This is a genomic window from Vibrio sp. J383 (assembly GCF_023503985.1).
Lineage (GTDB): Bacteria > Pseudomonadota > Gammaproteobacteria > Enterobacterales > Vibrionaceae > Vibrio > Vibrio splendidus.
On the sequence record NZ_CP097293.1, the window covers coordinates 2,466,140 to 2,478,995 of the forward strand.

Annotated in this window: 10 protein-coding genes; 7 read left to right on the forward strand and 3 right to left on the reverse strand. The window is 44.0% G+C overall.

Features of this window, described 5'->3' with window-relative positions; all coding sequences use genetic code 11:
* Window positions 1–36 precede the first annotated feature (36 nt).
* Window positions 37–3,072, reverse strand: a complete 3,036-nt coding sequence (gene ydiJ, locus M4S28_RS11120) for a D-2-hydroxyglutarate dehydrogenase YdiJ (RefSeq protein ID WP_249631813.1) — start codon at window positions 3,070–3,072, stop codon at window positions 37–39.
* Between the two features lie 221 nt (window positions 3,073–3,293).
* Here ydiJ and M4S28_RS11125 point away from each other — a divergent pair, with 221 nt between their 5' ends.
* The 7 genes from M4S28_RS11125 (at window position 3,294) to M4S28_RS11155 (ending at window position 9,502) form a co-directional block, all read left to right on the forward strand.
* Window positions 3,294–3,977: a DUF3334 family protein gene (locus M4S28_RS11125; protein WP_004733423.1), complete on the forward strand. Its 684-nt coding sequence runs from the start codon at window positions 3,294–3,296 to the stop codon at window positions 3,975–3,977.
* A 209-nt stretch (window positions 3,978–4,186) separates the two neighbouring features.
* Window positions 4,187–4,876: a DUF2786 domain-containing protein gene (locus M4S28_RS11130; protein ID WP_004733422.1), complete on the forward strand. Its 690-nt coding sequence runs from the start codon at window positions 4,187–4,189 to the stop codon at window positions 4,874–4,876.
* Between the two features lie 142 nt (window positions 4,877–5,018).
* The gene (locus M4S28_RS11135) at window positions 5,019–5,687 is read left to right on the forward strand and encodes a YiaD family glycine zipper/OmpA-like lipoprotein (RefSeq protein ID WP_004733421.1); all 669 of its coding nucleotides are present in this window, start codon (window positions 5,019–5,021) and stop codon (window positions 5,685–5,687) included.
* A 157-nt stretch (window positions 5,688–5,844) separates the two neighbouring features.
* Window positions 5,845–6,939: a tetratricopeptide repeat protein gene (locus M4S28_RS11140; RefSeq protein ID WP_249631814.1), complete on the forward strand. Its 1,095-nt coding sequence runs from the start codon at window positions 5,845–5,847 to the stop codon at window positions 6,937–6,939.
* A gap of 165 nt (window positions 6,940–7,104) precedes the next feature.
* Window positions 7,105–7,293: a hypothetical protein gene (locus tag M4S28_RS11145; RefSeq protein WP_004733419.1), complete on the forward strand. Its 189-nt coding sequence runs from the start codon at window positions 7,105–7,107 to the stop codon at window positions 7,291–7,293.
* A 386-nt stretch (window positions 7,294–7,679) separates the two neighbouring features.
* The gene (locus M4S28_RS11150) at window positions 7,680–8,087 is read left to right on the forward strand and encodes a SulA-like leucine-rich domain-containing protein (protein WP_004733418.1); all 408 of its coding nucleotides are present in this window, start codon (window positions 7,680–7,682) and stop codon (window positions 8,085–8,087) included.
* A gap of 311 nt (window positions 8,088–8,398) precedes the next feature.
* Window positions 8,399–9,502 carry a phosphoribosylaminoimidazolesuccinocarboxamide synthase gene (locus tag M4S28_RS11155; protein WP_004733417.1) on the forward strand — a complete coding sequence of 368 codons (1,104 nt, stop codon included), beginning with the start codon at window positions 8,399–8,401 and terminating at the stop codon, window positions 9,500–9,502.
* A gap of 230 nt (window positions 9,503–9,732) precedes the next feature.
* On the opposite strand, the gene M4S28_RS11160 is transcribed toward M4S28_RS11155, so the two are convergent.
* Together M4S28_RS11160 and M4S28_RS11165 are read right to left on the reverse strand one after the other, a co-directional pair.
* On the reverse strand, window positions 9,733–10,110 hold the full coding sequence (locus tag M4S28_RS11160) for a hypothetical protein (protein ID WP_004733416.1): 378 nt from the start codon (window positions 10,108–10,110) through the stop codon (window positions 9,733–9,735).
* A 203-nt stretch (window positions 10,111–10,313) separates the two neighbouring features.
* The gene (locus M4S28_RS11165; RefSeq protein WP_249631815.1) at window positions 10,314–12,692 is read right to left on the reverse strand and encodes a helicase-related protein; all 2,379 of its coding nucleotides are present in this window, start codon (window positions 12,690–12,692) and stop codon (window positions 10,314–10,316) included.
* Window positions 12,693–12,856 lie beyond the last annotated feature (164 nt).

A 12,856-nucleotide genomic window follows, 5' to 3' on the forward strand; every position in this document is an offset into this window, starting at 1 on the left:
TTAGAAAAAAGCCCAGCAATTGCTGGGCTAAATGTATTAAAGAATTTTTGCTAGCGCCTGTAATGGGTGAGCAAGCTTCTCACCTTCAAAACGCTTCACTTGGCTACGGCAAGAATAACCCGTCACCAAACAACGATCTTTTGGTAAGTCCTGCATTTGAGGTTTCCAGCTTAAACCATATATGTCTTTCGACATTTGCAGCTTATCGACTTCATGGCCGAAAGTACCTGCCATACCACAACAACCGACAGGAACACTGGTTAACGCAGCACCAAAGTGTTTGAAGATAGCGCCCCACTCTTTTTCAGCGTTCGGCATTTTGGTCTTCTCAGTACAGTGAGCGAACAAGTACCACATCTCTTCACTTGCAGAACGAGCTTCGAACTCACCTAACGATGGCATTAACCATTCATGCACGGTGAGCACATCAAAGTCGCCGCGTTTGTCACCTAAGATCTCGACGTATTCATCGCGATAACAAAGTACCAGTGCAGGATCAACACCGACCAAAGGAATACCGATATCCGCCACCATCGACAAGAAATCCGATGTCGATTTCGCCTCACGAGTAAAACGACTCAAGAACCCTTTAATGTGCAGTGCTTTACCATTTGGTTTGAACGGCAGCAGTACCGGTGTTTTGCCAAGCTTTTGAGCCAGAGTGACGAAGTCTTCAATCACCTCAGCATCATAAAAGCTAGTAAACGGGTCTTGAACGATAAGTACATGCTGTTTCTTCTGCTCAGAAGACAAGCCTTCTAAGTACTGTAAGTCGAAGAGTTGCAGTTCTTTACTCGCCAAACGATTTTTTAGCGTAGGCACCGACATCAGTGGTGCATCAACATAACCAACCGTTTTAGCCGTTGCGGTTTGTATCCACTTTTGACCCAATGCCGCGTTCACGACTTTCGGCGCTTTCGCCATCAGCGGCAGCATGGTTTCAATGTTGGCAACTAAATAGTCTTTTGCTGGGCGCTGATAGCGCGAGTAATAGATGTTTAAGAATCGAGAACGGAAGCTCGGCACATCGACTTTTATCGGACATTGGCTCGCACACGCTTTACACGCAAGACAACCGTTCATCGCTTCGTGAACTTCATGCGAGAAATCGTACTCATGGCGTTTGTTCATCGTGTTACGAACACGCTCAACCATGGTTTTAACCGGAGTATTGTCCTTCAGCGCTTCTTGCTCTAAATCGAGAATATCGACGCCTTGTTCCGTTAACTGACGCAACCACTCTCTTACCAAACCTGCGCGGCCTTTTGGCGAATGACGACGGTCTGCAGTGACTTTCATCGAAGGACACATTGGCGAGCTAGTATCGTAGTTGAAGCACAAGCCGTTACCATTACATTCCATGGCTTGTTTGAAGCTATCACGAACTTGTACGTCGATCTGACGGTCATAGAAGCCGCGCTTGGTATCGGTGACTTTCACCAATTCAGCGTCGCTTTCTAACGGCGTACAGATCTTGCCTGGGTTCATCTTGTTGTGCGGGTCGAACGCTGCTTTAACACGTCTTAATTCGGTAAACAGTTCCTCACCAAAGAAGTCTGGGCCATACTCAGAACGGAAACCTTTACCGTGCTCACCCCACATCAAGCCACCGTATTTCGCCACCAGCTTAACCACTTCATCAGAGACTTCGTGCATTAATGCTTCTTGCATCGGGTCACACAAATCTAAAGCCGGACGAACATGCAGTACGCCCGCATCCACGTGACCAAACATGCCGTAATTCAACTCTTTTGAATCGAGTAAGACTCTAAATTCAGAGATGAAGTCGGCCAAGTTTTCCGGTGGTACACAGGTATCTTCAGCAAAAGCGACTGGCTTAGCTCGGCCTTTCGCCGCACCCAATAAACCTACCGCTTTCTTACGCATGTTGTAGATTCGGCCAATGCTCGCCAAATCGCTGCACACTTGGAAACCAATCACACCGGCTTCTTCGGTTTCAAGCATGCTTTCAAGCTGTGCCGTCAGTGCTTGAACTTGTTGTTCAACTTCTGCTTCATCTTGGCCTGCAAACTCAACCATGTTGATGCCAAGCATCTCTTTATTGGGAACATCCATAAGCAGGTCGCTCACGGTGTGCCAAACGATGTCTTGCTTCGCTAGGTTCAATACTCTTGAATCAACCGTTTCTACAGACAGCGCTTTCGCTTCTACCATGAACGGCGCATTACGCAGCGCAGAATCGAACGTGTTGTATTTCACGTTGACCAGCGTTCGCGCTTTGGGAATCGGCGTTAGGTTGAGCTTTGCTTCCGTAATGAAGGCTAATGAGCCCTCTGCGCCACATAGGACGCGCGTCAGATCAAAGCTGTCGTCTTGTTCGTTGATTGCATTCTTTAGGTCGTAACCTGTTAAGAAGCGGTTCAACGGTGGGAATTTATTAAGAATTTGAGCGCGCTTGTCTCGACAAACTGCCTCAGTAACCGCAAGGGCATGGTGAGCAAATTCACCCTCAACTGGCAAGCCGTGTGATAAATCAGACTCTAGACACGAACCATCCGCGAACACCGCTTGCAGCGACAATACATGATCTGACGTTTTTCCGTACTTCAACGACCCTTGGCCCGAAGCATCGGTATTGATCATGCCACCTAAGGTTGCTCGGTTACTGGTAGAAAGGTCTGGAGAGAAAAAGTAACCGTAGGGACGTACCGCATCATTCAATTGGTCTTTAACGACGCCAGACTGAACTCTTACCCAGCCTTCTTTCTCGTTAATCTCAAGAACCTTATTCATGTGTCGTGAAAGGTCAACCACGACACCTTTTGTTAAGGATTGTCCGTTGGTTCCGGTACCGCCGCCACGAGGGGAAAAGGTTACACGTTCGTAAGCGGATTTAGCACCCACCTGACCGAGCAACACAACGTCTTGAGTTGTTTTAGGAAGGATGACCGCCTGTGGCAATTGCTGATAGACACTGTTATCAGTCGCCACAGCCAAACGGCTAGAATATTGAGATTCAATGTCGCCAGTAAAGCCCGCTGTTTTTAGTTCATCTAAAAAGCGTACGACTACTGGATCGACATCAGCATTAAGTTGAAGTCTTGGTAACATTTGCTTCCTGCCCCTACTTCGCTGATCCAATCAGCATTGGGTTATCTGGGATTTTTAATAATTTTCTTTGAATTTCGTCACTTTACTACTATTAAGATCATATAAAAAGGTGATCAAATCAGAATCTCAGTGCAAGAATGGAGAAATAGTCACTTTCGTCTTAATTCAGTCCAATATACTGAATAACATTTTGTTTAAGACATCTCCATGAGCACATCACAATGAAAAAAAACAAAACAGTCACTACTGAAGATATTCTTCTTAAGCTATGCCAATCAGTCTCAAGCGTACTCACTTCAGCGACGGCTTCTCAGGTGTCCTATTCAGCTATGGTTCAAAAGATCAACAAGACAAGTCTGAAGCCAGACTTTGGTTGTTTCGTCTTATTTGACGGTGGCTTTTCTGGTCTTGTTGTCATCAATTTTACGTCTAAAGCCGCGCTAGAGATCTATACCAATTACATGCGTAACATGGGTATGCCAGAAGATGAGCTGGCGGTACTGCACACTTCAGACGAAGTGGGCGATGTTTTAGGTGAGTTAATGAACCAGTTAGTTGGTGATTTCACCAATAAGATCCGTAAAGAACTGCAAACCAACATCACACAGAACCAACCGAAAATGCTGGCATTGAACAAGCAAGTAAACCTATCTGTTGATACTAACCTCGATCGTCCACAAGCCCGTCGTGTGACCTTCTCGACAGCAAACAACAACATCTTCTATCTAGAGCTTGCAATGGATAAGACAGAATTCATCCAATTGGAAGAATTTGAGATCGCTGAAGACGAATGCCCAGACAGTATTCTTGAGGCTACTCAGAAAAAAATGCAGGAAGCGAATAAGCCCGCTCAAAGTTCAGGTAATGATTCTGCAGCCGATCTACTCGATGAACTTGGTATCTAGTTTGCTAATGCTCTAGTTAATCCGGAAAATCGTGTCACTAACGCCATCAATACGCTTGATGGCGTTTTTGTATTACCCAGAAGCCATCTCTTCCATCCTTCATAAATGGCTCACCGCGTAATAACAAATGACTTTTGACTTTGCTGTTACCTGCCAAAACATGTAAAATGTCGGACTTTTCAAAATTTGCGGTAATGATTAAGTAGTCGATGGATAAGAAAAAAGCCCTAAAGAAAATTGCCAAGTGCCTTGAGCTTGGAAATTCTGCGAACGTCAATGAAGCGGCCAATGCGATAAAAATGGCGCATAACTTGATGCTGAAATATGGTCTCGAGAAAGACGATATTGAATTTATCAAGATGGGGAAAACTCAGTCCAGTCACCTGTTACCTGCAAATATCAGCTCTACACTGCTGCGTGTTATTCGCGGTATTAACACCAAGTTTGGCGTAGAAGCCGTATTACTGAACCACAAAGGCCTTAAGCGTGTGGAGTTCATTGGTGAAGCTGATCGAGCAATCTTTGCTGCCTTTGCTTTCGATATTATTTATCGCGAATTGAACGAGCATACGGGTCAATTCAGAAACAGCTTTGCAGGATCTGGTACAGGAACTCTCGAAGTCACTCGTCGTGTGAATTCTTACGTCTCTGGTTGGGTAGAAGGTGCGCTTGAAAAGTTGCCAATCATTACCCCGGACGACGAGTCAAACAACAAAATCAATAACTACATTGATAAAGAATTTGAAAATATTGACCGTGAAACCTTCAAACAACAACTCAGAGAAGCGATGAAAAACCTCACCGCTGACTATGAAGTTGGTTTGAAGAAAGGTCGTAAGCTTTCAGTAAACCGCCCTGTTGGCGGAACTCAAGCAGCTAAAAAAATCACCAAATCGTAGAGCATGCCATTTAGCTAAATCATAATGCTTGCTCTTTACATTTCCTCAGCACATTGTTAAAACCATCAATAATACTTATAGGACTATATGTTTGTCATTCGCAATCCATGCGTTTGACAGAAGTACATGATGGAGAAATACGTTGAAAAAAATCACACTAGCCCTAGCGCTTACTGTCGCTCTAACGGGTTGTCAGGCAACTCAACGCCAAAATGCTACAACAGGCGAATCTGAGACGAACTCTGCAACTCAAGGCGCTCTAATTGGTGCAATCGCTGGTGCCGTTGCTGGTGCTGCTACTGGTGACGATTCTAAAGATCGCCGTAAACGTGCACTCATCGGTGCTGCTGGTGGCGCCGCCGTTGGTGGTGGTATCGGTTACTACTTCGACCAACAAGAAGCTGCACTTCGTGAAGAGCTCATGAACTCTGGTGTTCAAGTTGAACGCGTTGGTGAGAACCAGCTTCTACTTCGCCTAGAAAACGGCATTGGTTTTGGTTCTGGCTCTTACGCTTTAGAGTCTAGTATTCACAACACACTACGTGGTGTTGCTCGTATCTTAGTTGAATACCCAGACACTAGCCTAGTGATCGACGGTCACACTGACAGCACTGGCAGCGAGTCGTCTAACCAAATCCTTTCTGAGCGTCGTGCTGAATCTGTTCGTGCATTCTTGATCTCTCAAGACGTTGCTGCAGGTCGTGCCATTGCTCGTGGTAACGGTGAACGTTACCCTCTATGTGACAACAACACGTCTCAAGGTCGTGCTTGTAACCGTCGCGTAGAAATTCAAATCTTGCCGCTTAAGTAGCACGATTAAAGCCCAGTTACCTTTATCTATTGAATTAACCACTATATAGTTGCTTGTCATTCGTATCGCTTATTTTAAGCGTTACGACTTAACACTCAGGCACATAGCGTATTCATCCTGATACATCGGGACTGGGCTTTTTTACGAGACTTATCTTTTGCTTATCCTATCCAACTTTCTGTCATCGTCATTTCTTAGGCCTCTATTTCTAGCCCTCATCTTTTCCACGATACAGTTGTCCACTCCACATTTCGTGCACGCAGCAAGCAGTGATGAACTTTCGTTAGCTCCACAATCTCAACAGTCACAACCTCAAGATCCAGTTTCTCAATATCAACTCGCTCAAGCTTATGAATCGGGTATCGACGTCCCTTTGAGCACCAGCGATGCATTTTATTGGTACTCGCAATCAGCGGATAACGGCAATGCAAATGCGCAATTTAGGCTGGCTGAATTATATTTATCAGGGACAGGTGTCGATCAAAGCAACAAGCTAGCTTTAGAATGGTTTATCAAATCAGCATTGCAAGGTAACAAACGCGCCTCAGTTGAGGTCGCAAAGATCTATGAGTCCTCACTTGAGAAAGATCTACTCCAACCATTAGATGCAGCACAGCTATGGTATGAAGCGGCCCTAAAAGACAACCCTGATGCAGAAGATGGTTACAATCGCGTTCTGGAAGCACAATTCAACCAACAACGCGCCAAGCAGATTTCTTCGATTGAGCAGCTCAATGACAACGTCAGTGCAAAAGCCAATACGAATCAACCAAGTACCTTCCCTTCAGCACTAACTTCTAGAGACCAAGCAACACGTTTTAACCTAACAAACTCTGACTATATGATCGGCGCAGTACTGGCCGTTTTAATTGCAATAGTGAGTATCAGCACGACTCTGGTTGTATCGCGAAAGCGACAGATCCTGAAGTCTGGTGAGTTAAATCAGCAACAGCAGACACTTGAAGCGCAGCTTAGCGCGAAAGACTTCACCATCAAACAGCAAAAACGCCAACTTCAGACTATCTATAACGAACTGAAGAAGCAGAAAAACAACAAGAGCTTGAACAATTTTCAGGTAGCTTGTGCGCTATTTGGCTACACGCCTAGCTCAATTCCGGACCAGAAAAGCATCAAGATACGATACAAACAATTATCAAAGATCTACCATCCGGATGGTCTCGGATGTGACGAAGAAATGAAACGTTTGAACAATGCGCTAAAAACCATTTTACAAAATGTTACAAAAGCGTAAACAACTACACATATTAAATTTGCAAGGTCGCAAAGATATCGATTTTATTAGTGTTGCAATCGATCCCCCTCTCAAAAACGGGTAACAAACTATTAACTAATGGGTCTTACTTGTGTCATAATTTGCGCCGAAAATACACCTGACTTAAACAGGTGAGGAGAGAATATGTTCACAATAGAAGGCGTTTGTGATTGGTGCAAAAAGCCAAGCCTAGTTAAAAAGCACGACTACCTAGATGGTAAGTGTCATCATGCATGTAAAGAGTGCAATGATATTGCAACCATTGATGTTCGCCAGTTCAATATTGGTGAAATGGAAATGAGAGCAAAACTCTCCCAAGCGACATTGAGATAAGCAACACCGTTGAAATATAAGAAAGCGCCTAAGGCGCTTTTTTTGTGTCTGTGGTTTTAGATCTTCTCTCTTCTCTCTTCTCTCTTCTCTCTTCTCTCTTCTCTCTTCTCTCTTCTCTCTTCTCTCTTCTCTCTTCTATACAGGTGTATACAGTACTTTTCTGTCAAAACCACTGTATACACCTGTATAAGGCTCACATTTTTTCAAATTATGAGACAAAACAGCAAATTCATTCTAATTTAATTTATCAATTAATTTCAGTAACTTAAAAGCATTACACCTATAACTCAAGACAAAATCGTCCAATAATCCCGCAAAAAACGCTTGATCTTATAAGCAATCAAAACTACTGTATACACATACAGCATGTATATAAGGACAGCAAAATGATTCAAGCACACGTTAAAGCCCAACACTCTAGCCCGCTAGTTCACTGCGCATTTACATCAGTTTCTCGTAAAAGCAAAAATTCAAACGAGGAAGCGTTATTTGCAAGAATGGCGTTGCTGTCCAACCAACATCAGTGGCTACTGTTTACCGCTCAAACACCGAGACCATCCGCTAAGCAGCTGAAGCAACATAATGTTTGCTGCGACCGAGTTATTCATATGAAAGCCTCTCATCAGATGACTGAGGTAGAAACCGTCGAGAAAGCCATTCGCTCTAAGAATGCGAGTGCGATTGTGGCAAGTGCATCGATTGATCAATTCAGTCAGCAATACCTAAGAACATTAGGAATGCGCTTTCAGTGTGAAGTCTTCTTTATGGATGCGAATTCAGAGCGTATTCACTAAGCCACCTTGCTTAATAACATTTTGGCTCAAAAACATAGCCCATACACATAGCTTAATCTTTTAGCTAACAAACTTAAGTTAACTTAACAAACATAGCTCCAAAACACAGTCCAAATATACTGCCTTCCCCTGCCCTACGATTCGCCTATTTTTTGGCGAATTGTTAGGCGGGGGTTTTTATTTAAACAATAGATTTAGCAATCGTTTGCTTTTTATCTGGAAGGAAATAGTAGATTGAGTATAATGCCCGTCTAAACATGTGCACACCGCACTTCTCTGTATGACGTTTGATAAAAGATAGGAATGTCTAAATGAGCCTTGCTGATCAAGTTCTTGCCGTAAATGATGACCTACCAATCCGTACTGACAAACCTGTCCACAGTGGCAAAGTTCGCTCAGTCTACTGGTTAACTGAAGAAGATAGTCAACGACTAATCAAAGAGAAAGGCTACGATGTAGCACCAGATGCGCCTTTAGCAATCATGGTGATCAGTGACCGTATCTCTGCATTTGATTGTATCTGGCGTGGTGAAGGTAATCTTAAAGGTGTTCCAGGTAAGGGAGCGGCTCTGAATGCTATCTCTAACCACTGGTTCAAATTGTTTAAAGACAACGGACTTGCTGACAGTCATATTCTTGATATCCCACACCCGTTTGTATGGATTGTACAAAAAGCTCGCCCAGTCATGATCGAAGCGATTTGTCGTCAATACATCACCGGCTCAATGTGGCGTGCATACGCAAACGGCGAACGTGAATTCTGTGGTATCGAGATGCCTGAAGGCCTCGAGAAAGACAAGAAGCTACCAGAGCTACTGATCACGCCTTCAACAAAAGGGATTTTGAAAGGTATCCCTGGTGTTCCAGAAGCTGACGATGTGAACATCTCGCGTAACAACATCGAAGATAACTTCGCAGCGTTCAACTTTACTCAAGCAAGCGATATCGCACACTACGAGAAGCTGCTAAAAGAAGGCTTCAACGTTATCAGCCAAGCACTCGCGAAAGTCGATCAAACCTTTGTGGATACAAAGTTTGAATTTGGTTACGTCAACGATGCTCAAGGTAAAGAAAAGCTGATCTACATGGACGAAGTGGGTACTCCAGATTCATCTCGCATTTGGGATACTCAGGAATACAACAAAGGCAATATCGTTGAAAACTCTAAAGAGGGTTTCCGTCAGTTCTTGCTTAACTACTTCCCTGATGCAGACATCCTTTTGAACAAAGAACGCATGCCAGAGCGTGAAGCATTAGCTCGTGACAATGAACTGCCTCTCGATTCACTGATGTCTCTGTCTCGTACTTATCTTGATATCGCAGCGAAAATCACAGGTGCAGAGATCGTACTGAGCGAGAATCCTAAGCAAGAAATCATCGATGTACTGCGTGCTGACTATGGTCTAGTTGACTGATTGACTGATTGACTGATTGACTGATTGACTGATTGACTGATTGACTGATTTCAGTCTAGAAAGCGAATAAGCTCGTAAACACAAGTTTCAGATACTAAAAGGGCCTCATCATTATTGAGGCCCTTTTTACGTGTGCGATTTTTAATATTCTTTGAGCTCGCTTCTAAGCGATATGTTCTAAGCTCTAAGCTCTAAGCTCTAAGCTCTAAGCTCTAAGCAATACTGAGAGATTACAGCTTGATAGTAAACTCTTCTCCAGTATTCTCGGCGATCACCAAATGACTGCGCGTCTCGATGTACTCTATCTGCTCTTCTTCAAGAGAATATGGCATAACAACTTTGAGCTCATTGATCCCTTCCAGCCTAGCTAGCTTAAGTAAGGTAACAATGTTTGACTCATCACTTTTACGCGTCGACATTGATTTTAATGCCATCTGCCATAAACGATCTTCAGGGCTTGCTAGCTCTTTAATGCTATCTCGCCAGACGGTACTGAATACTGGTGCAATTGTGGTTAGTGCTTCCAGAAAAGTCCATTTTTTACTGCATGAGGCGCCAAGAAAGGTTGTGTAATCGAACTCTACACGCGTCTCTATCTGTTTTTCCATGATGTCCCCCGACACTTTGACAACACAATATACTCAATATCTATCAACTCTTTCTTTATAGCAATAGGATATAGAAGAATAGTCTTTTATGACCTTTTGATTGGTTAAAAAGGCATATAAAAATCAATTTTGTAACAAAATAAGCACTGAATAATCATATATGCACCTATTTGATTAATATTTTAGAGATAAAACTTATCTATCTATTTTATATCAATTATCCGGCTCGCTTTTTTGTATTGAATACGCCAGCCAGACCATGTTGGCAGCTCCCAGCGTTTTGGTGATAACTTTCGGCTACCCGATTGATAGTGCACGTAAATCAGCTTTCGTGCGGGCAAGTATTCTACATCGAGTTGTAAGTCGGCAAGGCTCAGTGCAAACGGGTATTTTTCAGAGAACTCTGAATAGAACCAACTTGGAATGCCATCAAATGGAATATCGACATGGTCGAACATTTCCAACTCGCTCACATCAGTGACACCTAACACTTCAAGCTGTTCTATAAACCATAGCTCAAAGTTCATTTGGTCAATTTCTGGTGTGTATTGGGCTTGTTCATCGAGCCCAAGTTTCACATACAACTGCCAGTGTTTGATTTCTTGAGTGCGAACCTTTGCAAAACCGGGAAGTTGGACGCCTTTTAACACAAGATCGACAATAGGCTTTAATGATAGTTGCCCTTCAGCAGCGACGAGCTTAGTCGTAATTGTACGGCCTGCGTACACCAAAGCCATCTCGGTAAAAACACCATCGTCATTTACTCTTGTTTCACCTTGCTCCCACTCTCCGAGTTCAGCTTCAATGATAAGCTCAAGAGGAATAGGTGCCGTGACCGTCGCTAAGGTCAGTGTTTGCTTAACACCTCTTCCCGGCAAACTATGGGTATCAAGCACCAACATCGCTTGTGCATTGTCCGGGAAACGATTCTGACGGCCAAGTACTACCTCTAACACTCCATTGGCAAAGGCTTCTTTCCTCTTCAGTCGGCGCACAAACACCAGCTCAGGATGCAAATTCACAATAGTCTTAAGCAGTTCAATACGCTGGAAACGTGACGCGACTTCTAACTGAGGAAGTTCAAACACCTCACGCATTTGCTTTGCCAGCCCTTGTGCTTCATTCAGTGCCTGTTGGTCGATTTCTAAATGCGGATAATCGCGACCACGAACAATCTGAATTAACAGGCTTAAGTCACACCCTTCTTTCTCTTGCTGAGCCAGCGCTTCCAAATGTTCTGCATTGTTTGGTAATTGGTACAAGCGAGCAGGAACGGACAACGCAGCTGTGAGATCGACCATCGCTTCTTTTAATGCTTTGGTTTTGATTCGAGTAACAATATCGGCATACAAAGCATCAATCGGCAATGGATACAGCTTTTTGCCATGCTCGGTAATTTTATGGTCGGCGTTAATCGCCTCCATCGTCAGCAAGGTTTGAGTCGCGCTGTTTAATGACTTCTCAGGAATAGGGTCAAGGAAGGACAAGCTCTCAAACGGAGCACCACAACATGCCGCGGCCAACATAGGTTCAGTCAACTCTTCACGTTGCAATTCAGGCGGTGTCACTAACTCCAACGCCGCATGTTCGCCATATAGACGCACACAAATGCCATCCATCACTCTACCCGCACGGCCAGCTCGTTGTTTGGCACTCGCTCGTGATATGGATTTAAGCATCAGTGTGGTTCTTCCGTTTCGTTGAACGGTACGTCTTTCTAACCCTGAATCTATCACCACGCCAATATCAGGTATGGTGAGGGAGGTTTCAGCAACGTTGGTCGCCAAAATGACCTTTCTCAGGCTATTACCTTCAGTATTGATATTGCGACCCGATAACGCTAAATCTCGCTCTTTATCACTGACCGACGCATGCAATTTCACTACTTGGATGTCTGGATTCTTTGCCAAGGCTTGTTCACATTGCACGATCTCTTTTTTACCTGGTAGGAAAACCAAGATATCGCCATGTGAAGCGAGCAGTTGATGATTCACTTCTTCAGCAATGCGTTGCTCTAGATGTCGAATGTCGGGCAATGCTCTTGATTCATTCGCCCTGTGTTCAATAGCAACTTGATAAGTTCGGCCTTCACAGCTAATTCGATTCGCATCCAAGTAATGAGCAAGACGCTCCCCTTCAATGGTTGCTGAAGTGATCACCAAGCGATGGCTCTCTTTTTGTTTGAGAATCGCCACCAGCAGATCAATGTCCCAGCGCCTCTCGTGAAACTCATCCACCACAATCACATCAAAACTGGCTAATCCGTCTTCGGATAACCAACGCAGCGCGATACCGGGAGTCACAAAAACAACGTTAGTTTGCTCGTTGTACTCCGACTCAAGCTTAATCGCATAGCCAACCTTGCTACCAATCTTCTCACCCGATTGCTGTGCGAGGTATTTAGCCAATGACGTACATGCGATACGTCTTGGTTCCACCACCAGCACTCGTCCATGCTGAGAAGCCCAAAGTGGCAAACGCGTTGATTTACCCGATCCGGTTTCAGCTTCGACTACAAGGTGAGAATTGGAGATTTGCTCGTGGAATACGTTTTGATAAGAATCAATAGGAAGTAATGACATAAAAAGGAGGAGTCGCGAAAAAGTGTGAGCGAAGTATAACGAATTATGGCGCTAGAATTCGATAAGTGTGGGACATAGGTAAGAATATCATTTTGTTTGCAAAGATCGGAGGGAAACTATTTACAATTGAATAACTAAACCGTTATCATTTTTCGGTTACCCTT

Coding starts and splice junctions, on each gene's coding strand:
- ydiJ (WP_249631813.1), bottom strand. CDS start 3,072: ATGTTACCAAGACTTCAACTTAATGCTGATGTCGATCCAGTAGTCGTA.
- M4S28_RS11125 (WP_004733423.1), top strand. CDS start 3,294: ATGAAAAAAAACAAAACAGTCACTACTGAAGATATTCTTCTTAAGCTA.
- M4S28_RS11130 (WP_004733422.1), top strand. CDS start 4,187: ATGGATAAGAAAAAAGCCCTAAAGAAAATTGCCAAGTGCCTTGAGCTT.
- M4S28_RS11145 (WP_004733419.1), top strand. CDS start 7,105: ATGTTCACAATAGAAGGCGTTTGTGATTGGTGCAAAAAGCCAAGCCTA.
- M4S28_RS11150 (WP_004733418.1), top strand. CDS start 7,680: ATGATTCAAGCACACGTTAAAGCCCAACACTCTAGCCCGCTAGTTCAC.
- M4S28_RS11155 (WP_004733417.1), top strand. CDS start 8,399: ATGAGCCTTGCTGATCAAGTTCTTGCCGTAAATGATGACCTACCAATC.
- M4S28_RS11160 (WP_004733416.1), bottom strand. CDS start 10,110: ATGGAAAAACAGATAGAGACGCGTGTAGAGTTCGATTACACAACCTTT.
- M4S28_RS11165 (WP_249631815.1), bottom strand. CDS start 12,692: ATGTCATTACTTCCTATTGATTCTTATCAAAACGTATTCCACGAGCAA.